Here is a 19,508-nt window from a genome sequence, read left to right as displayed (position 1 = left end):
GACAATCCTCAAGACCGTCCAGAGGAGGCCGCGATGACCGACGCATTAGGCGACGACACCACCAACCCGGGCACCACGGGGACGAACAGCACGGGATACGAACCCCCGGCATATCTCGCCATGGGATATGGCGATACCGACACCGGCACCACAGAACGAGGCCCCGAACCATACGGCGGCGGCCCCCTCCGCTCCATCGGCCCCAGCTCCAGCGTCGACGCGGACTCCGGCTCCGGCTGGAGTACCGGCGTGGGCTCCAGCTCCGGTTCCGGCTTGGAGCCCAGCTCCATCTCGGATTCCAACCCAAGCTCCCGCTCCGGCTCCGGCTTGGGATCCAGCTCCGGCTCGGACTCCGGCGACATTGGAGTCCGCTCCCTCGGCTCCATCTCTGGTGACGCCGGGATCCGTGGCACCGGCGCCGACTCCAGCGTGGTCAGCGCCCGAAGCATCGGCAGTGGCGGTGGTGGCGGATCCCGCAGAAGCGGCGCCGACTCCAGCCGCGCCGGAGTCCGCGGCATCGCCCCCGCCACCCCAGAGCCCAGCCCGGACAGCCCTGGTTTCCCTGACCCTGGTTTCCCTGACCTTGGCGTCTCCGAACTTGGCCCCTCCGGACCAGGCACCGCCGAACTTCGCCACACCAGCCCTGGACCTGCCAGCCCTGAACCTGGCGGCCCTGGACCCGCCGGGCTCGGATCCGCCGACCCTGGACCAACAGGGCTTGGACCCACCGGACTCGGATCCGCCGCGACTCCCGCTGCCGGATCCGGCACCGCGCCGTACGGAGAGGCGGCAGCGCCGGCGTTCTCTGGGGACCGGCCGACGGCCACCGCGGCCGTGGTGAAGGGCCAGATCAAGGTCGCCGACGAGGTGATGGAGAAGGTGGCCTATCTCGCGACAATGGAGGTGTCAGGCGTCGCGGACATGGGCGGCGACCTCGCCCGTGCCTTTGAGTCGGTCCGCGACCGCATCGGCTCCCAGCGCGGCAACCAGGGCGTGAGCGCCCAGATCCAGGATCGCCAGGTGGCGGTGAACCTGACGATCGTGGTCGAGTACGGCCACGTGGTGATGGACGTCGCCGCCGCCGTCAAGACCAATGTCGCCCGCAGCGTCAGCCGCATGCTCGGTCTGCGCGTCACCGAGGTGAACGTCACGGTCGACGACGTCCGCCTCCCCGGCGAGCCCAAACCCACCGGAGAGACTCCGGAAACGGACCCCTTCTAACCGACCCCAAACCCAACCGCCAACCCCCCAGAGAGGCTCCGGAAACCGACCCCAAACCCAACCGCCAACCCCCCAGAGAGACTCCGGAAACCGACCCCTTCCAACCGACCCCAAACCCAACCGCCAACCCCCCGGACACGACGACAGAACACCGATCCAAAGCACAGCTCAAGGCATCGCCTCGGACCCCGGCACCGTACGTCGGCCCAGAGCGCGACACCGCCCCAGAGCGTGACGTCTGGGCGTCGGTCCAGGGCCGACGTCAGAGCGCCGCTCTGAAGCACAGCGTCAAGGTGCCGCAGGTACGAGAGGAGCTGCGTCAGGACGGGGCGTCGGCCAGGCGGTTGGCCTGGTCCGGGTCGGTGGCCCAGCAGCAGAGCATCACCTCGTCGGCACCGATGCCGATGAACGCCGTGACAGCGTCCCGGATCCGTGTGGGTGTGGCGAGCAACCCGTCCGGCACGCGCTCGGCGCGCCCGGTGACGTCAGCCAGCCGAACACCCGGAGCGTGACCAGATGGAGCAAGCGAACAGCCACAAAGCGCGATCATGTCTGCGGGGAAGGCCCTCGTCAAACCACAGGTCAGTTTCATGGGGCGGCGCATGCGGGAAAATCGGGACTGGTTACCCGCCGACGTCGATTGCTCTTTGGCGCAGGTGAGTCCGTAGGTCAGTTTGATCGCTGAGAGCCGTGTCTTGGGGCTGCGCATTGGTGCCATGAGCCCGAGGGTCCGATTCTTACCCCGTCCTCGTCCCCGTCCCCCTTGAGCCGGAGGAGAAGCCGGCGTGGAAGAAGCCGACGAGGTCGAGCCGCACGTGGAACGGATCGCGGCGCTGGACCTGGGCAAGAGCATGCTGGAGGCGCGTGTGTGCGGATTCCGCACGTGGAACGGATCGCGGCACTGGACCCGGGCAAGAGCATGCTGGAGGCGTGTGTGCGGATTCCGCACCTGTCGCGGGCCGGACGGCGGTTGCCGGAAGTCCGCTCGTATGAGAGCACGACCGCGCACCTGCGGTTGATGATCGAGTGGTTGCGTGAGCACGGAGTCGCCCGGGTGGTGATGGAGGCGACCTCGTCGTACTGGAGGGCGTCCACTACCTGCTGGAGGCCGGAGAGTTCGAAGTGTGGCTGGTCAATCCGCGGGATGTGAAGAGCCTGCCGGGCCGAGCCAAGACGACAAGCTGGACTGCGTGTGGCTGGGTAAGGTCGCCGAGGTCCGCGACCTGGCCCGGCACCTACAGGCGCTCACCGGCCAGACCATCCTCGTGCGGGACGGGAAGGTGACAGTCGAACCAGAAGCCGCCTGACACCCCCTGCCCCTACACCGACCCTGACCGGGCACGACGGCCGGGGTCCGCTGCCGCTTGCCCGCTGATCTTTATTTTCGGGTCAGAACCGTCGCAACCGCGTTTGATGCGGTACAAGCGCCTGACCGAGGTCACGGCCTGGATCCCATTTCCGAGCCCGGCAGTGTCGTCGGGCGATGTGATGGCCGACGTGGTCTCGCTCCGCCCCAAAAAGGACTTTCACCCCATAGGTGATCTTTACGTGGAATGGTCTGACCAGTAATCTCAGTGCACGTAGCGCGCTCTACTCTCCCACCACCGCGCAGGAACTGGTCAACATGCCACACCACATGTCTCCCGCGGGATGAGCCCTGTGCGCGGCGGTGCCCGTATCCCAGCACCACACTGGAATGAGGGATCCATGAAGTCACGCCTCGTCGCACTGCTCGCCGGATCGCTGGCGTTAACCGCCACCACCTCCGGCGCGCCCGCATCCGCCTCGGCGGCCGACACCCCCGGCCTTCCCGGCCAGTTCAACGCGATCACCGACGTGCCGGGCATCCAGGTCGGCCAGGTCCAGTCCACCCAGGCCCCCTACCTCACCGGCACCACCGTGATCTACGCCCCGAAAATGGCCGTGACCGGCGTCGACCAACGCGGCGGCGCGCCGGCCACCAAGCAGACGGACGTGCTCGACCCGCTGAACTCCAACCCCGGCGTGAACGCGGTGATGCTCGGCGGCAGCAGCATGTACGGCCTGGCCGCCACCGACGGCATAATCCGCTGGCTCGAGGAGCGCGGAGAGGGCATCCCGATCGGCTCCGGAGTCGCGCCGATCGTCCCCGCCGCGGACATCTTCGACCTCGGAAGGGGCGGGGATTTCAAGGCCCGCACAACGCCCGAGTGGGGTTACCAGGCCGTCAAGGCCGCCTACCAGGGTCCGGTCCGGCAGGGCGTCGTGGGCGGGGGCACCGGCGCCCGCGCCGGCGGGCTGAAGGGCGGCGTCGGCAGCGCCAGCGTCGTGCTCAGCAACGGGGTGATGGTCGGGGCCATCGTGGTGGTGAACTCGGCCGGATCGCCGGTGGACCCGAGAGACTGCTCGCTGTACGCCGCCCGGTACGAGTTGAACAACGAGTTCCGGGGCCTGAAGACGCCGAAGGCCAAGGAATGTCGCCCGGCCGCCGCGGCGGACGCTGTGCCGATGAACACCACGATCGCGGTGGTGGCCACGAACGCGCCGCTGGAGAAGGCCGCTGCGGCACGAATGGCCGGCAACTCCCATGATGGGCTGGCCCGCGCGATCCGCCCGATTCACACCCTGGGGGACGGCGACACGATCTTCGGCATGTCGACCGGCACCGGCACGCCGTTGCGGGTCAACAACCCGGCCGACTCACGCCAGCTCAACGAAATCTTCAACGCCGCCGCTGACACACTCACCCGGGCCGCCGGCCACGCGATGCTGGCCGCGCGCACCGTCGGTACTGCCACCAGCTACTGCGACCGCTATCCGTCGGCATGCGAAAAGATCTCCCCCCTGGCGCAGGACAAGCAGGGCAGGGCTCCGGACATGAGCCGGGAGTCGCTGGTCGGCGGCGGGCGGAAGCTCGACAGCACCCCGGCACTGCCGGGTAGCACGGGGACGGACGGCCTCCCCGTCGCGCTGGACGTCACGCAGCCCGACGCTTCCGCACCCGAGTTCGCCGCCGTGCCGGTAGCGTCCGAAACGACCTACTCCGGCGACGACGGGCCCCTGCTCGCCGGCGGGCTGCTGGCCGCCCTCGGGCTGGCCGGCCTCGGCGGCACACTGGTGCTCCGTCGCCGCCGGGCCAGAGGGTAGCCACCGGCCGAGAGCGACGCATACCCGGCCGGCACGACGCTCAGAGCGTGCCGGCCGGGACTCGCGCACAGCCGACAATTCCCCGCCACGCCCCTGCCCGCTCCGGCCGCCGGACGCCGTGATCACCGACATCCGGATGCCCGAAGGCGTGGAAGGCATCGACGACGGGTGCAGCTCGTCCTCAGTGAGTGTCCGAGCTGGGCTTTTATGGTCGTGACTGTTTGATCGAGGTGCCATTTTTCCACCGTGGGCGCAGGCGTGTGAGGCGGTGGTGACGGTGGGTTCGTTGCCGGCGGAGTTGGCGCGGCGGGAGACTGTGGCCGGGCAGCGGATCGAGGAGATCCCGGAGCAGATCGCCGGGCTGGAGTCGCGGTAAGGCCGAGCGGGATTAGTCGCCGCGGCTGGTGGTCACGCGGACGACCATTGAGGAGATCTTGGGTGAGGCAGCCCAACTGGTCCAGGAGCCCGCAAGTGAGGCGGGGGTCGCCCACGCCGCCTCCGACATGACCGACGCAGTCGTCGGCTCGATGCGGGTGCGGCCGCCGGCGCTTGGTGTGGTGACGGTGCCGACGTGGCAGCCGGGCATGAAGGTGGCCGTGTTGCGGTGCTGCCCGCTTTCGACCTTTGGGGGATATTTTCGCGATGGAGGATATTTCGGATTTGGGGTGCGTCGTCTAACAAATCGTCAAAAGTTGGTGACTGGTGGTTTCTGTTGCTAGCATTACGTCCTCCGCGGTGAGCATCCCCGTGGAGGGTAATCGACCAGGCTTGATATGCCCGGCCCTCGGCCCAACTCCCCCATCGAAAAGGACCTTTTCATGCCCAAGTCATGGATTGTCGCCGTCTTGCTCTGCTTCTTCCTGGGCGCGCTCGGCGTCCACCGCTTCTACGTCGGCAAGATCGGCACCGGCATCCTCCAGCTCATCACCCTCGGTGGGCTGGGCGTCTGGGTGCTGATCGACTTCATCATGATCCTCGTCGGGAAGTTCAACGACAAGCAGGGCCAGCCCCTAGCCAAATAGCACAAAATAGCACCCAATAACGCTACATGGCGCCAAACAGAACGACAAAACGGGTTTAGCGCCTGAACAAAACGGGTTTAGCACCTGCAAAACGGGTTTAGCGCCTGAAGTGGCGGCCGACGGCGTCGCCGAAAAGCATCAGGTCGCAGAACGCACGAAGGGGTACGGCGGAATTCCGCCGTACCCCTTCAAATGCTGAAAAGTCAGACCTGGATGCGACGCTCCACAGCGTTGACGATCTCGGCGATCGCCTCCTCCACGGGCACGCCGTTCTTCTGCTCGCCACTGCGGTAGCGGAACGAGACCGCCCCGTTGGCGATGTCGTCGTCACCGGCCAGCAGCATGAACGGGACCTTCGACTTCTGGGCGTTGCGGATCTTCTTCTGCATCCGGTCGTCGGCCGTGTCGACCTCGATCCTGATGCCGCGCTCGCGCAGCTTCTTGGCCACGTCCTGGAGGTAGGGGATGTGCGCGTCGGCGATCGGGATGCCGACGACCTGCACGGGGGCCAGCCACGGAGGGAAGGCGCCCGCGTAGTGCTCGACCATCACGCCGAAGAAGCGCTCGATCGACCCGAACAGCGCCCGGTGGATCATGACGGGCTGCTTGCGGGTGCCGTCGGCCGCCTGGTATTCGAGCTCGAACAGCTCGGGCAGGTTGAAGTCGAGCTGGATCGTCGACATCTGCCAGGTGCGGCCGATGGCGTCGCGTACCTGCACGGAGATCTTCGGCCCGTAGAAGGCCGCGCCGCCCGGGTCGAGCACGAGCTCCAGGTGTTCGGACTCGGCGACCTCGCGCAGCGTCTCGGTCGCCTCCTCCCACGCGTCGTCGGAGCCGACGAACTTCTCCGGATCCTTGGTGGACAGCTCCAGGTAGAAGTCGTCGAGCCCGTAGTCACGCAGCAGGTCGAGGACGAAGCGCAGCAGCGAGGCCAGCTCGTCGCGCATCTCCTCGCGGGTGCAGTAGATGTGGGCGTCGTCCTGGGTCAGGCCGCGCACCCGGGTCAGGCCGTGGACGACGCCTGACTTCTCGTAGCGGTAGACGGTGCCGAACTCGAACAGCCGCAGCGGCAGCTCGCGGTAGGACCGCCCGCGCGCCCGGAAGATCAGGTTGTGCATCGGGCAGTTCATCGGCTTGAGGTAGTAGCGCGCGCCCTCGAGCTCCATGGGCGGGAACATCCCGTCGCGGTACCAGTCGAGGTGGCCCGAGACCTGGTACAGCTTCTCCTTGGTGATGTGCGGCGTGTTGACGAACTCGTAGCCCGCCTCCTCGTGCTTGCGCCGCGAGTAGTCCTCCATCACCCGGCGGATCACGCCGCCCTTGGGGTGGAAGACCGCCAGGCCGGAGCCCAGCTCGTCGGGGAAGGAGAACAGGTCGAGCTCGGCGCCCAGCTTGCGGTGGTCGCGCTTCTCGGCCTCCTCCAGCATCTTGAGGTAGTCGTCCTGCTTGTCGCGCGACTCCCACGCGGTGCCGTAGATGCGCTGCAACTGCGGGTTCTTCTCGCTGCCCCGCCAGTAGGCGCCACCGGAGCGCATGAGCTTGAAGGCCGGGATGGACCTGGTGGACGGCACGTGCGGGCCGCGGCAGAGGTCCTTCCAGCACAGCTCGCCGGTCTTGGGGTCGAGGTTGTCGTAGATGGTCAGCTGACCCGCGCCGACCTCGACGCTCTCCTCCTCGAGCGAGCCGCCCTTGAGGCCGATGAGCTCGAGTTTGTACGGCTCCCCGGCCAGCTCCTCGCGGGCCTCGTCGTCGGAGACGGCCCGGCGGGAGAACAGCTGCCCCTGCTTGACGATCTCGCGCATGCGCTTCTCGACGCGCTTGAGATCGTCGGGGTGGAACGCCTGCTCGACGTCGAAGTCGTAGTAGAAGCCGTTTTCGACGGGCGGCCCGATGCCCAGCTTGGCCCCGGGGAACAGCTCCTGCACCGCCTGCGCCATGACGTGGGCGGTGGAGTGGCGGACGATGGCCCGGCCCTCGTCGCTGGAGACCTCGATCGGCTCGACGACGTCGCCATCGGCGACCTGGTGGGCCAGGTCGCGGGCCTCGCCGTTGACCCTGGCGGCGATGACGGTGCGGCCGTCGGCCTCCAGCGCGTCACCGGCCGTCGTGCCGGCCGCGACCACACGCTCGGCTCCGGCGAGGGTGATGCGTAGCTCGGCTGACACGGTGACTCCCTTGGATAGCACTGTTGGTGGTAAGCACCGATGCTATCGCGGGTGAAACCCCAGCCTTGTCAGGTCTTCCCGGCTCCCGCGGAAGACGTTCCGATCCAGCGGGCTGTTGGCGTATTGGTGAATCGTCCACTCTCCCCATGGACCGGGCACCAGCGGCTCGCCGCAGGGCTTCTCCGGGTTGGCGATCCACAGCGGATAGTCACCGAGCCCCGCGCAGTGACCTCCGCGGGCGAACCACGGGAAGGTGTAGACGAACGGGCGCACGCCGCCGTGCCGCTCGACGTAGCGGCACCAGCGGCGGGCGTACTGGGCGACCTGCTCGGGCCGGGCACCGTCGTTGCTCTCCAGGTCGAGCGCGACGAGGTCGCCGCGGCGAAAGCCGCCCGCCGCCCCGACCGCGTTCAGGAAGTGGCGGGCCTGCTCGCCGGGGTCGCCCTTCGGGCGGGCGAAGTGGTAGGCACCGCAGACGATCCAGCTCTCCCGCATGCCCTGCCAGTTGCGGGCGAAGTACGCGTCGGTGTAGTCACCGCCCTCGGTGGCCTTGGCGAAGGCGAAGGCCACCCCGGCTCCCGCGTGGCCGGTCCAGTCGACGGAACCTTGCCAGTTGGACACGTCTATGCCATGCAGCAAGCGCTTCACCTTGCGGGAGTTTATTCGGATGCCTCCCGGTCACCCCACCGACGCGCCGGTCAGGCTGATCAGAGCCGGTCAGGGCCGTTCAGGGCCGGTCAGAGAAGTGTCTTGAGGAATGCCCTGGTGCGTTCCCGATGGGCGAACTCGGAGGCCACGAACTCCGTCACCCCGGCCTTGGCCAGCCCGTCGAGCTGGGCGCGCACGCTGTCCTCGTCGCCGACGATCGCCACGTCACCGGGAGCGGCCGCGCCCTCCCGGTCGAGCATGGCCCGGTAGGAGGGCAGCTGGCCGTAGATGGCGAAGATCTCGTTGGCGCGGGCCCTGGTGGCCTCGACGTCGTCGGTGACGCTGATCGGCAGCGAGCAGACCACGCGTGGCGCGGGCCGCCCGGCTTCGCTCGCGGCGGCGGTGATGGTGGGCGCGACGTGCTCGGCGACCGTCTTGGGGCCGGTCATCCAGAGCACGGTGCCGTCGGCGACGGTGCCGGCCAGCTTGAGCATGCGCGGGCCCAGAGCCGCGATCAGCACGCGCAGTCCCGCTCCCGGCGTGGTGAGCCGGGCGTGGGCCTTGAGGGTCTCGCCGTCGTAGTCCACCTGCTCGCCGCGCGTGGCCGGCATCAGGATCTCCAGGTATTCCTTCATGTGCCGGCCCGGCCGCTCGAAGCTGTAGCCGAACATGTTCTCGATGACCACCTGGTGCGACAGGCCGATGCCGAGCGACAGCCGCCCGCGTACCGCCGCGTTGACCGTCATGGCCTGCTGGGCGAGCGCGAGGGGGTGACGCGGGAAGGTCGGCACCACGGCGGTGCCGAGCTCGATGCCGGGCACCTGGCTGCCCGCCACTGCCAGCGTGGTGAGGGCGTCGAGGCCGAAGATGTGCGAGAGCCACGCGGAGGCGAAGCCCTCGTCGGCGGCCTTGGCGAGCTTGTCGCGGAGCCCGCCCAGCGGGTCCGGATCCTGAGATTCGTTCAGGAGCAGTCCGATACGCATGGCAACAGAACTCCATTCTAGTGACTGACGCGAGTCTAGCCGACCCTCTCTGAGCGGCCACTCGTAAAGTGGCCTCATGACCCACGAACGCGCCGGACAGCCCGCCCAGCCCGCCGACCTGGTCGACGTGGCCAAGCTGGTCACCGCCTATTACGCCCTCCACCCCAATCCCGACGAGGTGGCGCAGCGGGTGGCGTTCGGCACCTCCGGGCATCGTGGCTCGTCGCTGAACACGGCGTTCAACGAGGATCACATCCTCGCCACCAGCCAGGCGATCTGCGAGTACCGCCACGCCCAGGGCACGGACGGGCCGCTGTTCCTCGGCGTCGACAGCCACGCGCTCTCGGAGCCCGCTCGGGTGTCGGCGCTGGAGGTGTTCGCGGCCAACGGGGTGCGGGTCCTCATCGACAGCCGCGACGGCTACACGCCGACGCCCGCCGTCTCGCACGCGATCCTCACCTACAACCGCGGCCGGTCCACGGGGCTGGCGGACGGGGTGGTGATCACGCCGTCGCACAACCCGCCGCCCGACGGCGGCTTCAAGTACAACCCGCCGCACGGCGGCCCGGCCGACACCGACGCCACGACCTGGATCCAGGACCGGGCCAACCGCCTGCTGGCCGGGGGGATGAAGAACATCCTCCGCGTTCCGTACACGAAGGCTCTGCGGGCGGACACGACCGGGCGCTACGACTTCGTCGGCGCCTATGTCGGCGACCTGCCCTCGGTGCTCGACCTCGACGCGATCAGGTCGGCGGGGGTACGCATCGGCGCGGACCCCCTCGGTGGAGCCAGCGTCGCCTACTGGGGGGAGATCGCCGAGCGGCACCGGCTGGACCTGACCGTGGTCAACCCGCTGGTGGACCCGACCTGGCGGTTCATGACGCTCGACTGGGACGGCAAGATCCGGATGGACTGCTCGTCGCCGTACGCCATGGCCTCGCTCATCGCCGACAGCGGCGACTACCAGATCTCCACCGGCAACGACGCCGACGCCGACCGGCACGGCATCGTCACGCCCGACGGCGGGCTGATGAACCCCAACCACTACCTGGCCGTGGCGATCTCCTACCTCTACGCCCACCGCGAGGGCTGGCCCGCGGGCGCCGGGATCGGTAAGACGATGGTCAGCAGCAGCGTCATCGACCGCGTGGCGGGCTCGCTCGGGCGGCGGCTCTACGAGGTGCCTGTGGGCTTCAAGTGGTTCGTGCCGGGGCTGCTGGACGGCTCGCTCGGGTTCGGCGGCGAGGAGAGCGCGGGGGCCTCGTTCCTGCGCCGCGACGGGTCGGTGTGGACGACGGACAAGGACGGCGTGATCATGGCGCTGCTGGCGTCGGAGATCCTCGCGGTCACGGGGCGCTCGCCGAGCGAGCACTACAAGGAGCTCACCTCCCGGTACGGCGAGCCGGCGTACGCCCGGGTGGACGCGCCCGCGACGCGGGAGGAGAAGGCGGTGCTGGGCAAGCTGTCGGCCGACCAGGTCACGGCGACGTCGCTGGCCGGCGAGCCCATCACCTCGGTGCTGACGGCGGCACCCGGCAATGGGGCGGCGCTGGGCGGGGTGAAGGTGTCGACCGAGAGCGCCTGGTTCGCGGCCCGGCCGTCGGGGACCGAGGACGTGTACAAGATCTACGCCGAGTCCTTCCAGGGGCCCGAGCACCTGGCCGAGGTCCAGAAGGAGGCCCGCTCCCTGGTCTCGGCCACCCTGGGCTGAGGTCAGGTCAGTTCGCGGCCGGGCTGGGTGTCCACGCGGGTGCGGCCCAGGTCGGCGCGGCGGCCCGCCTCGACGCCGGCCCGGTAGCCGGTCCCGCTGGTGCGCGGCACGCTGAGCCGGATGCGCGGGTAGTGCGCCGCCACCACCCGCTCCACCTCCGCCCGCCGGTCGGCCAGTACGAGCGCGGTGCTCGCGGCGGGGGCCCGCTCCTCGGCCCGTGTCTCGGCCTCGCGCAGCAGCCGGTACACCTCGTCGGTGAACCCGAGCAGCCACGATCGCCGGTAGGCGCGGATCGCGGTGTCGGGCGGGCGTACCCGGGCCAGTCCCGTGGCCATCTGCAACAGCAGCGAGGTGGCCAGTACGTCGGCCCGTTCGAGGTCGGCGGCGAAGCCGAAGACGTGCACCCGCTGCCCGCCGTCGCCGCGCCCGATGAGCAGCGGCCGGCAGCGCAGGGCCTGCGCGACCAGGCTGACGAGCCGCGCCTTCTCCCGCGCCCACGGGTTGGGCAGGGTGACGATCCGGTCACCCGGCGCCTGACGGGTATCGGCCGGATCGAGGGAGTCGATGCCGTACTTGGCCATGAGCGACGCCGCCGCCGCCATGAACGTGGCCCGCTCATGCTCGTTGTCGGTACGTTCGGCCTTGGCCAGGAGCTTTCTGACCCGTTCGAGCGTGCGCTCCCTCAACCGGCCCCCCGGGCTCAGGACTTGGTGGTCAGCATCCGCCCGTCGTCGGCGATGGCCGGGAAGGCGCCGGTGTCCACGATGCCATGCTGTTGGTACAGAGCCTCGATGAGCGCGTGCGCCTCGGGCTCCAGCTTCCACAGGGCACGATACTGGCGGGCGGCGGGCAGTGAGAGGCCGATCTCCTGCGCGATGTCGATCGTGCGCGGCACGATGCCCTTGGCGATCTGCCTGTCCCAGTAGTCGCGGGCGGAGCGCATCAGCGCGGCCCGCTGGGCGGTGTCGACGACCTGCGGCGTGGTGTCGAACACCTGGATGTCCTCGTCGTCGTCCTGGACGAGCTCGACCAGCGCGGGCGGTAGGGCGGGGCGGGCCGGCACGGGGTGGTGGTCGGCCTCCGGCTCCCAGGGCACGCGGGGGTCGGCGTCGATGAGGGCGGAGGTGTTGTACAGAGCGGCGATCTGGGCGAGCAGCGCCTCCTGGCGGCCCTGGTCGACGGCCAGCCCGGTGTGCTCGACGGCCTGGTCCATGGCCTTGTCGAGCTTGGCCAGCGCGCCGCGCACCTTGCGCTCGGACGCGCCGCCCTCGCGCAGCGACTTGGCCCGCTTGGCGGCCAGCGCGACGCGGGTGAGCCTGCGGTGTGCGTCGACCTCGCTCGCGGTCCGGTCGCTCACCTCGGCCAGGCCCACCCTGACCAGAAACCGTTCGGGGGTGAGGCGCCAGTTGATGCGGCCGGTGCCCCTGATGCGGTGCCGCTCGATGGCCATGCCGCGCTCCCACAGCCAGGCGGCGACCAGCGGCGCGGCGAGCCGGAAGAGGGCTTCGGGCGCGCTGCGCGCGTCCATGCTGGACAGTACGGCGGTCAGGCAGGTCAGCGCCCACACGGCGATGCCGTCGATGCCGGCGGAGAAGTTCTCGCGCATGTTGCGGCGTGCCCGTACGGCCGAGGTGATGATCGCGACCTCGATGAAGGCGAACAGCAGCAGCCGCAGCGGCCCGTCGAGGCCGAGCACGTCACCGGAGAAGCGCCACATGCCCTGGGCGGAGACACCGGTGGCGATGGAGGCGGCCACGACGGTCAGGACGTCCTCGATGGGACGTGGGGCGATATAGCGCGCGACGACGAAGGAGAGGGCCCGCCAGGCGACCCTGAGTATCAGGTAGGCGAGCACCAGCCCGGCCAGGCCCAGCAGCGCTATGACCGCGGTGGCGAACGGCTTGTCGGCGACGTAGGCAGCTATTTCCTCGAATGTGGTGGGCATCAGTCACTATCCGTGAGGCTCAAACTCCGCTTATAGCGAGATCATCGCAGAATGTGGCGTACCTGTACGCCAAACGGCCTCTGCCGCCCCGCTTTGCCCACGTTTACCACAATCATCCCCCGGCACAGGAGACCTCGCGTTCATGAAGGTCGTGACGCAGAATGGAGCCGGTCGGCCTAGGAGGCTTCGTGAGCAAGCGATCGCGCAGACGCCGTGCTCTCCCCAGTGGGGCTCCGAGCTGGCTGCCCGGGTTCGGTCCGGGCGAGCCGCACGGCCCCGACGACGAGGATTTCCCGTTCGACGAACCGGGCGGAGGAGAAGGCGGGGTGCGCGAGCCACGCCGGCCCAAACCGGCGCCGCCGTCACTGATGGCGGAGGCCCTGTTGCCCGAGCCTCCGGTGCGGGCGCGCGACCGGTCGATCCCATCTCCGGACGAGGTCACGAGCATGCCGGCGCTCGGCTGAGCCTGGCCAGATCGCGTCCTGCGGATGGGACCATCTATGTAGGGATTTATCCCAACAAAGTGTGATGTATCCCAGCAGGACGGATTTCGATGGCAGACTCAGAGTTCCCGCTCGTCCAGTTCATGCGCGAGGGCTTCGACCCGGTGGCCGAGCTCGGCCGCATCCGCACCGAGCAGCCGGTGTTCCCGATGTCGATCCCGGGAGACCAGACGGTCTACCTGGTCACCCGCTACGACGACGTGCGCAGCGTGCTCGCCGACCATGAGCGGTTCAGCAACGACTTCGGCAACGTGATCGGTCTGGGCACCAACCAGGAGGATCCGGGGGGCCTCGGCTTCCGCGATCCGCCTGAGCACACCAGACTGCGCAAGTACCTGACGCCGGAATTCACCGTGCACCGCCTGCGCCGGCTGGTGCCGCGCATCGAGGCCCTGGTCGAGGAGTGCCTGGACCGGATGGCGGCCAACGGGTCGGCCGCCGATCTGGTGGAGGCGTTCGCGCTGCCGATCCCCTCTCTGGTCGTGTGCGAGCTGCTGGGTGTGCCGTACGAGGAACGGTCCGAATTCCTGAAGATCAGCACGAACCGCTTCGACCTCACCGCCGGGCCCGAGGCCTCCCTTCAGGCGATCAACGACGCGATGGCGTACCTGACGGACCTGGTCGCCCGCGAACGGCTGAACCCCGGCGAGGGCCTGCTCGGCGAGCTGCTGCGCGAGCACGGCGACGACCTCGACGACCGGACGCTGGCCAGCATGGCCGACGGCCTGCTCACCGGCGGCCACGACACCAGCACGAGCATGCTCGCGCTGGGCACGCTCTGGCTGCTGGAGAACCCCGAGCAGGCCGCCCGGGTGCGCGAGGACAACCGCTACGCCGAGCAGATGGTCGAGGAGCTGCTGCGCTACATGACCGTGGTGCAGGTGGCCTTCCCCCGCTTCGCCCGCGAGGACCTGGAGCTGTTCGGCCACTCGATCAAGAAGGGCGAGATGGTGCTCTGCTCGCTCACGGCGGCCAACCGCGACCCCCACCTCGGCGAGGGGATCGAGGAGGTCCGGCCGGAGCGCCCGACGACGGGCTCGCACCTGGCCTTCGGCCACGGCATCCACCGCTGCGTCGGGGCGCCCCTGGCCCAGATGGAGATGCGGATCGCCTTCCCCGCGCTGCTGCGGCGTTTCCCGGGGCTCCGGGTGGCCGGTGAGGTGCCGTTCAGAAAGCTCGCCATCGTCTATGGCGTGGAGAAGCTACCCGTAGCGTGGTAGAGCGGTTACGTTCACAGAGTGAACGAGCCCGTCATCGACCTGACCGCGATCAGCGCCGTCGTGTTCGACACCGACGGCGTGGTCACCGACACCGCTCGGGGGCACGCGGCCGCCTGGAAGCACGTCTTCGACGCGTTCCTGCGCGGCCGCTCGGCGCCTTTCGACATCCGCGACGACTACCTGCGGCACGTCGACGGCCGTCCGCGTCTGGACGGCGTCCGTACCTTCCTCGCCTCGCGCGGCATCACGCTGCCGGAGGGCGCCGCCGACGACGAGGCGGGGGCGCCCACCGTGCACGGCCTGGGCCTGGCCAAGGACCGGCTGTTCATGTCGCAGGTGGACAAGTATGGAGTGGCCGCCTTCCCCTCGACCGTGGCGCTGCTGCACGAGCTGCGCCAGCGGGGCGCGCGCACGGCGGCCGTCTCCGCCAGCCTGCACGGCCGCCGGCTGGTCGGCTCGGCGGGTGTGCTGCACCTGTTCGACGTGCTGGTCGACGGCAACGACGCGGCCCTGATGAACCTGCCGGGCAAGCCGGACCCCGCGCTGTTCCTGGAGGCGGTGCGCCGCCTGGCGCTGCCCGCGCCCAAGGCGGCCCTGGTGGAGGCCACCCTGCCGGGGATCGAGGCGGGCCGCAAGGGTGGCTTCGGGCTCGTCGTCGCGGTCGACCGGCACGGCGAGACCACCGAGCTGAGCGCGCAGGGCGCGGACGTGGTGGTGAAGGACCTCGCCGAACTGGCCGTACGCGGAAGGGTCCTACCCTTTACGTCGTGACGGTCCTCATCGATCCCCCCGCCTGGCCGGGCCCGCGCGGCCTCATGTGGTCGCACCTGGTCAGCGACAGCTCCCTGGAGGAGCTGCACGCCTTCGCGCTCCGGCTCGGCGTGCCGGAGCGGGCCTTCGACCGGGACCACTACGACGTGCCCGAGACCGTGCACGCCCGTGCCGTGGAGCTGGGCGCGGAGGCGGTCAGCTCGCGCGAGCTACTGCGCCGCCTCATCGCCGGCGGCCTGCGCCGCCGCAAGCGCCACTAGCTCGGCGCTCATGTTGGCCCGTGCGCGCTCCTCCCACAGCTCGTACGCCTCGTCGGTGCGATAGAGCCGGGGTACGGCCAGGAGCCTGCGCAGCACCGCGGCCCGCCCCTGGCGGAAGAGCTCGTCGGGCACGTGCGCGTACTCCTGGCGGATGTGCGCCGTGTAGGGCTCGTAGTCCGGACCGCCCAGGACCGCCAGGTCCGCGTCGCACAGGACGGCGCCGTCGCGGTCGCCCTCGGCCAGCGTGTCGTGCGCGGCCGTCAGCCGTACCAGCCTGGCCACCTCGGCGACCCGGTCGGCGGGCACGCCGCAGCGGGGCAGCCGCGACTGGGCCAGCTGGGCGCTGCGCTCCTCGTCCCAGCCCGGCCGCCCGTCGTAGACGGCGTCGTGGAACCAGGCGGCCAGCCGTACCGCGACGCGGTCGGCGGCGGCGTCGGCGAGCCGGTCGATGGCGGCGAGCACGGCGGCGAGATGGGCGAGTGTGTGGTAGCGGCGGTGCGGCTCGGCCCAGCGGGCGACCAGCTCCGCTCCGGTGGCCCTGGCCGCCGGAGAGTCCGCCACCAAGGTGAGCCAATCCTCGCGCATGGAGACCACCGTAGATCACCCCAACCGGCGACTCACGAGCGCGGTGCCGGGCGGGCGCAACCCCGGGGTGCGCACTCGTCGGGGCCGCGTGTGTGCGGGCTGTATACCGGAATTTACCGGCTTGATAGCGTTCTTGGCATGGAGCCGACGGCAAGGGATCCCCGGCGCCTGCCCCGTTGGCAGGAACTGCGTGCCGTACTCCCGCCCCGGCCGCGGCCCTTCCCGTCGCGGGAGCGCCGGCTGGCGGCGGTGGCCGATCTGGCGGACATGCGGCGGCTGGCCTGGCGGCGCGCGCCACGGGTGGTGTTCGACTACGTCGACGGCGCGGCCGAGGCGGAGCGGTCGCTGGCCAGGTCGGTGGCGGCCTTCGCGCGGGCCGAGCTGCGGCCGCGGGTGCTGCGGGACGTCTCCGAGGCGCCCACGGCGGTGGAGGTGCTCGGCAAGCGGATCTCGATGCCGGTCGTGCTCGCGCCCACCGGGTTCACCCGGATGATGCACCGCGAGGGCGAGCGGGCCGTGGCCAGGGCGGCGGCGCGGGCGGAGGTGCCGTACACGCTGTCCACGATGGGGACCACGACGCCCGAGGAGGTGGTGGCGGCGGCGCCGGACGGCTGGAACTGGTTCCAGCTCTATGTCGTGCGCGACCGCGCGCGCAGCCAGGAGACGCTCGACCGGGCCCGTGAAGCGGGCATGGACGTGCTGGTCGTCACCGTGGACGTGCCGGTGGCGGGGGCGCGGCTGCGTGACGTGCGGCACGGCATGACGATGCCGCCCGCCCTGCGCTGGCGCGGCGTCCTGCAGGCGCTGAGCCGGCCGGCCTGGTGGTTCGACTTCATCACCAGCGAGCCGCTGCGCTTCGCCACGGTCGACGGCGCGCCGGACGACCTGGCGGGGATCACGAACCTGATGTTCGATCCGACGGTGACGCTGCGGGACCTGGAGTGGATCCGGTCGGTCTGGCCGGGCCGGCTGCTGGTCAAGGGCGTGCAGCGGGTGGACGACGCCAAGGATCTGGCGGCCGTGGGAGTGGACGGGCTGGTCGTCTCCAACCACGGCGGACGTCAGCTGGACCGCGCCCCCACCCCGCTGGAGCTGCTGCCCGAGGTGGTGGCCGCGGTCGGCGACCGCACGGAGGTGTTCCTGGACGGCGGGGTACGCAGCGGCGCGGACATCGCCATCGCGGTGGCGCTGGGCGCGCGGGCCTGCTTCGTCGGCCGGGCCTACCTGTACGGGCTGATGGCGGGCGGTGAACCCGGCGTGGACCGGGTGCTGGCCATGCTGCGCGCCGAGCTGGTCCGCACCCTGCAACTGCTGGGTGTGGGCGGTGTCGAGGGGCTCGACCCCGACTGCGTACGCCTGCGGTAAGCAACGCGGACAAACCCTTTTCCGGTTTACGGTCTGGTTACGGCGAATGAATTCCTCGCCGTAACCCTTGGCAGTCCACCCGCCAGACACCTATCGTTCAGTGCAATGCCACACATTACTGATGAAGAGCTGGTGTCCGAGCACGTCAGGCCGGTCACCGTCCACATCGTGGGCGGCCTGCTGCATGCCTGGCAGCTCAGGAACAGCACGGCCACGGTCCCCCACGCCATCGAGCGGCTGCGCGCCGCCGGGAACGTGGACAACCTCGGCCGCCTGCTGGTGGACGACCCGCCCCCGTACCGGGGCCGCTACCCGTTCCTCGACACCGACCTGTACAAGACGCTCGAAGGGCTGGCGTACGAGCTGGCCACGGGCACCGCGGCCGAGCCCGTACGGGAGTTCTACGAGGAGGTCGTCGGGCTGCTGGAGCGGGTCCAGGCGGACGACGGCTACCTCAACTCCTTCTTCCAGGACCCGGCCGCCACCAAGAAGCCGTGGGAGGACCTGGCCTGGGGGCACGAGCTGTACAACCTGGGCCACCTCATCCAGGCCGCCGTCGCCGCCGCCCGGCACCTGGGCGACAGGCGACTGCTCGCGGTGGCGGTCAAGTTCGCCGACCTGGTCGTGGACCGCTACGGCGAGGGCCGCGAGGAGGCCGTCTGCGGTCATCCGGAAGTGGAGATGGCGCTGGTCGAGCTGTTCAGGGAGACGGGCGAGCGCGCCTATCTCACCCAGGCCCGGCTGTTCGTCGACCGGCGCGGCCACGGGCACCTGAAGCACAGCATCTTCACCGCCGAGTACTTCCAGGACCACCTGCCCTTCCGCGACCTGCCCTCGGTGACCGGCCACGCCGTGCGCATGGCCTACCTGGCAGCCGGCGCGGCCGACGTGTACCTCGAGACGGGGGACCGCTCCCTGCTGGAGGCGCTGGAGCGGCTGTGGGACGACATGGTGGCCACCAAGCTCTACGTCACCGGCGGACTGGGCAGCCGCCACTCCGACGAGGCCATCGGCGACCGGTACGAACTGCCGTCCGAACGCGCCTACAGCGAGACCTGCGCGGCCATCGGCACCATGCAGTGGGCGTGGCGGATGTTCCTGGCCACCGGCGGCGCCAAGTACCTCGACGCGTTCGAGCGGATCCAGTACAACGCCTACGCCGTGGGGCTGTCGGCCGAGGGCACCGCCTTCTTCTATGACAACCCGCTCCAGCGCCGCCCCGACCACGAGCAGCGCAGCGGCGCGGAGGACGGCGGCGACCCGCTGCGCCGGCCGTGGTTCACCTGCCCCTGCTGCCCGCCGAACATCGTGCGCTGGATGACCCAGCTCGGCGACCACATGGCCGCCGAACGCGACGGCGCGCTGCTGATCGCCGCCTACGCCGCGGCCAGGATCGACACCGAGGCGCTCGGGCTGACGATGGACAGCGACTACCCGTGGGACGGCGACGTGCGCCTGGTCCTGGACCGGGCGCCCGACGGACCGTACACGATCATGCTGCGCGTGCCGGGCTGGGCCAAGAACGTGACGGTCACCGTCAACGGCGCGGCGGCCGACGCCACCGCGCGGGACGGGTGGCTGAGCGTCGAGCGGATCTGGCGCGCGGGCGACGAGGTACGCCTGAACCTGCCGATGCCGGTCAGGGCGCACGGCTCGCACCCCCACCTCGACGCCACCCGGGGCGCGGCCAGCCTGGCGCGCGGCCCGCTGGTGTACTGCGTCGAACAGCAGGACTGCCCTGTAGACGTCGACGACCTGGTCCTACCACGCATTGTTAACGCCAACATCGCCAGGTCGGAAGGCGCGGTCGTCCTCCAGGTGGAGGCGGCCACGGCACCGCCGCCGTCCGCGGAGCTCTACCCCGAGCTGCCGCAGGAGCGGGCGTTCCCGGAGACGACGGTCACCCCGACCTTCGTCCCGTACTTCATGTGGGGCAACCGTAGCCCCGAGGCCATGCGGGTGTGGGTTCGCCATGCGTGA

At 70.0% G+C, this 19,508-nt stretch carries 18 protein-coding genes; 11 read left to right on the top strand and 7 right to left on the bottom strand.

Annotated elements, in window-relative coordinates; genetic code table 11:
• Window positions 1-33: 33 nt before the first annotated feature.
• Window positions 34-1,221, top strand: a complete 1,188-nt coding sequence (locus tag ACQP2T_RS23795) for an Asp23/Gls24 family envelope stress response protein (protein WP_433518292.1) — start codon at window positions 34-36, stop codon at window positions 1,219-1,221.
• 319 nt (window positions 1,222-1,540) lie between these two features.
• On the opposite strand, the gene ACQP2T_RS23790 is transcribed toward ACQP2T_RS23795, so the two are convergent.
• Window positions 1,541-1,939 (bottom strand): hypothetical protein, encoded by a 399-nt coding sequence (locus ACQP2T_RS23790; RefSeq protein ID WP_433518291.1) that lies wholly within the window; start codon window positions 1,937-1,939, stop codon window positions 1,541-1,543.
• Window positions 1,940-2,089: 150 nt separating this feature from the next.
• Between ACQP2T_RS23790 and ACQP2T_RS23785 the strand changes: the two genes are divergently transcribed.
• From ACQP2T_RS23785 to ACQP2T_RS23775, 3 genes are all read left to right on the top strand, one after another.
• Window positions 2,090-2,371 (top strand): hypothetical protein, encoded by a 282-nt coding sequence (locus tag ACQP2T_RS23785; RefSeq protein ID WP_433518290.1) that lies wholly within the window; start codon window positions 2,090-2,092, stop codon window positions 2,369-2,371.
• Window positions 2,372-2,928: 557 nt separating this feature from the next.
• Window positions 2,929-4,347 (top strand): P1 family peptidase, encoded by a 1,419-nt coding sequence (locus ACQP2T_RS23780; RefSeq protein WP_433518289.1) that lies wholly within the window; start codon window positions 2,929-2,931, stop codon window positions 4,345-4,347.
• An 818-nt stretch (window positions 4,348-5,165) separates the two neighbouring features.
• Window positions 5,166-5,369, top strand: coding sequence for a TM2 domain-containing protein (locus ACQP2T_RS23775; protein WP_433518288.1), 204 nt, complete (start codon window positions 5,166-5,168; stop codon window positions 5,367-5,369).
• A 203-nt stretch (window positions 5,370-5,572) separates the two neighbouring features.
• Here the strand turns inward: ACQP2T_RS23775 and thrS are convergent, their stop codons facing one another.
• The 3 genes from thrS to ACQP2T_RS23760 all read right to left on the bottom strand — a co-directional run bounded on the left by thrS (window position 5,573) and on the right by ACQP2T_RS23760 (window position 9,165).
• Window positions 5,573-7,534, bottom strand: coding sequence for a threonine--tRNA ligase (gene thrS, locus ACQP2T_RS23770; RefSeq protein WP_433518287.1), 1,962 nt, complete (start codon window positions 7,532-7,534; stop codon window positions 5,573-5,575).
• A gap of 42 nt (window positions 7,535-7,576) precedes the next feature.
• Window positions 7,577-8,173, bottom strand: a complete 597-nt coding sequence (locus ACQP2T_RS23765) for a glycoside hydrolase family 25 protein (protein WP_433518286.1) — start codon at window positions 8,171-8,173, stop codon at window positions 7,577-7,579.
• Window positions 8,174-8,271: 98 nt separating this feature from the next.
• The gene (locus ACQP2T_RS23760) at window positions 8,272-9,165 is read right to left on the bottom strand and encodes an LLM class F420-dependent oxidoreductase (protein ID WP_433518285.1); all 894 of its coding nucleotides are present in this window, start codon (window positions 9,163-9,165) and stop codon (window positions 8,272-8,274) included.
• A gap of 76 nt (window positions 9,166-9,241) precedes the next feature.
• Between ACQP2T_RS23760 and pgm the strand changes: the two genes are divergently transcribed.
• Window positions 9,242-10,879 (top strand): phosphoglucomutase (alpha-D-glucose-1,6-bisphosphate-dependent), encoded by a 1,638-nt coding sequence (pgm, locus tag ACQP2T_RS23755; protein ID WP_433518284.1) that lies wholly within the window; start codon window positions 9,242-9,244, stop codon window positions 10,877-10,879.
• A 2-nt stretch (window positions 10,880-10,881) separates the two neighbouring features.
• Here pgm and ACQP2T_RS23750 read toward each other — a convergent pair whose 3' ends face one another.
• Together ACQP2T_RS23750 and ACQP2T_RS23745 are read right to left on the bottom strand one after the other, a co-directional pair.
• Window positions 10,882-11,565: a DUF2786 domain-containing protein gene (locus ACQP2T_RS23750; RefSeq protein WP_364003558.1), complete on the bottom strand. Its 684-nt coding sequence runs from the start codon at window positions 11,563-11,565 to the stop codon at window positions 10,882-10,884.
• Between the two features lie 14 nt (window positions 11,566-11,579).
• Window positions 11,580-12,824, bottom strand: coding sequence for a hypothetical protein (locus ACQP2T_RS23745; RefSeq protein ID WP_433518283.1), 1,245 nt, complete (start codon window positions 12,822-12,824; stop codon window positions 11,580-11,582).
• 188 nt (window positions 12,825-13,012) lie between these two features.
• Between ACQP2T_RS23745 and ACQP2T_RS23740 the strand changes: the two genes are divergently transcribed.
• The 4 genes from ACQP2T_RS23740 (at window position 13,013) to ACQP2T_RS23725 (ending at window position 15,578) form a co-directional block, all read left to right on the top strand.
• Window positions 13,013-13,288: a hypothetical protein gene (locus ACQP2T_RS23740; RefSeq protein WP_357955621.1), complete on the top strand. Its 276-nt coding sequence runs from the start codon at window positions 13,013-13,015 to the stop codon at window positions 13,286-13,288.
• An 89-nt stretch (window positions 13,289-13,377) separates the two neighbouring features.
• Window positions 13,378-14,547 (top strand): cytochrome P450, encoded by a 1,170-nt coding sequence (locus ACQP2T_RS23735; protein WP_433518282.1) that lies wholly within the window; start codon window positions 13,378-13,380, stop codon window positions 14,545-14,547.
• Between the two features lie 18 nt (window positions 14,548-14,565).
• The gene (locus ACQP2T_RS23730) at window positions 14,566-15,318 is read left to right on the top strand and encodes an HAD family hydrolase (RefSeq protein WP_433518281.1); all 753 of its coding nucleotides are present in this window, start codon (window positions 14,566-14,568) and stop codon (window positions 15,316-15,318) included.
• Window positions 15,315-15,578 (top strand): DUF4031 domain-containing protein, encoded by a 264-nt coding sequence (locus ACQP2T_RS23725; RefSeq protein WP_357955629.1) that lies wholly within the window; start codon window positions 15,315-15,317, stop codon window positions 15,576-15,578. The genes ACQP2T_RS23730 and ACQP2T_RS23725 overlap by 4 nt, the downstream gene beginning before the upstream one ends.
• On the opposite strand, the gene ACQP2T_RS23720 is transcribed toward ACQP2T_RS23725, so the two are convergent.
• Window positions 15,528-16,163 (bottom strand): HD domain-containing protein, encoded by a 636-nt coding sequence (locus ACQP2T_RS23720; protein ID WP_433518280.1) that lies wholly within the window; start codon window positions 16,161-16,163, stop codon window positions 15,528-15,530. The genes ACQP2T_RS23725 and ACQP2T_RS23720 overlap by 51 nt on opposite strands.
• 138 nt (window positions 16,164-16,301) lie before the next feature.
• Here ACQP2T_RS23720 and ACQP2T_RS23715 point away from each other — a divergent pair, with 138 nt between their 5' ends.
• Together ACQP2T_RS23715 and ACQP2T_RS23710 are read left to right on the top strand one after the other, a co-directional pair.
• A complete protein-coding gene (locus tag ACQP2T_RS23715) occupies window positions 16,302-17,528 on the top strand; it encodes an alpha-hydroxy acid oxidase (protein WP_433518279.1) in 1,227 nt (408 codons plus the stop codon).
• A gap of 105 nt (window positions 17,529-17,633) precedes the next feature.
• Window positions 17,634-19,508: a glycoside hydrolase family 127 protein gene (locus ACQP2T_RS23710; protein ID WP_433518278.1), complete on the top strand. Its 1,875-nt coding sequence runs from the start codon at window positions 17,634-17,636 to the stop codon at window positions 19,506-19,508.

It is taken from the genome of Nonomuraea sp. CA-143628 (assembly GCF_050942315.1).
Lineage (GTDB): Bacteria > Actinomycetota > Actinomycetes > Streptosporangiales > Streptosporangiaceae > Nonomuraea.
This window is presented reverse-complemented; position numbering and strand designations above follow the sequence as displayed.

Bases quoted from the DNA above. Each gene is read 5' to 3' on its own strand.
- ACQP2T_RS23795 (WP_433518292.1), top strand. From the start codon at position 34: ATGACCGACGCATTAGGCGACGACACCACCAACCCGGGCACCACGGGG.
- ACQP2T_RS23745 (WP_433518283.1), bottom strand. From the start codon at position 12,824: ATGCCCACCACATTCGAGGAAATAGCTGCCTACGTCGCCGACAAGCCG.
- ACQP2T_RS23790 (WP_433518291.1), bottom strand. From the start codon at position 1,939: ATGGCACCAATGCGCAGCCCCAAGACACGGCTCTCAGCGATCAAACTG.
- ACQP2T_RS23780 (WP_433518289.1), top strand. From the start codon at position 2,929: ATGAAGTCACGCCTCGTCGCACTGCTCGCCGGATCGCTGGCGTTAACC.
- ACQP2T_RS23720 (WP_433518280.1), bottom strand. From the start codon at position 16,163: ATGCGCGAGGATTGGCTCACCTTGGTGGCGGACTCTCCGGCGGCCAGG.
- ACQP2T_RS23775 (WP_433518288.1), top strand. From the start codon at position 5,166: ATGCCCAAGTCATGGATTGTCGCCGTCTTGCTCTGCTTCTTCCTGGGC.
- ACQP2T_RS23735 (WP_433518282.1), top strand. From the start codon at position 13,378: ATGGCAGACTCAGAGTTCCCGCTCGTCCAGTTCATGCGCGAGGGCTTC.
- ACQP2T_RS23710 (WP_433518278.1), top strand. From the start codon at position 17,634: ATGCCACACATTACTGATGAAGAGCTGGTGTCCGAGCACGTCAGGCCG.
- ACQP2T_RS23760 (WP_433518285.1), bottom strand. From the start codon at position 9,165: ATGCGTATCGGACTGCTCCTGAACGAATCTCAGGATCCGGACCCGCTG.
- ACQP2T_RS23715 (WP_433518279.1), top strand. From the start codon at position 16,302: ATGGAGCCGACGGCAAGGGATCCCCGGCGCCTGCCCCGTTGGCAGGAA.
- pgm (WP_433518284.1), top strand. From the start codon at position 9,242: ATGACCCACGAACGCGCCGGACAGCCCGCCCAGCCCGCCGACCTGGTC.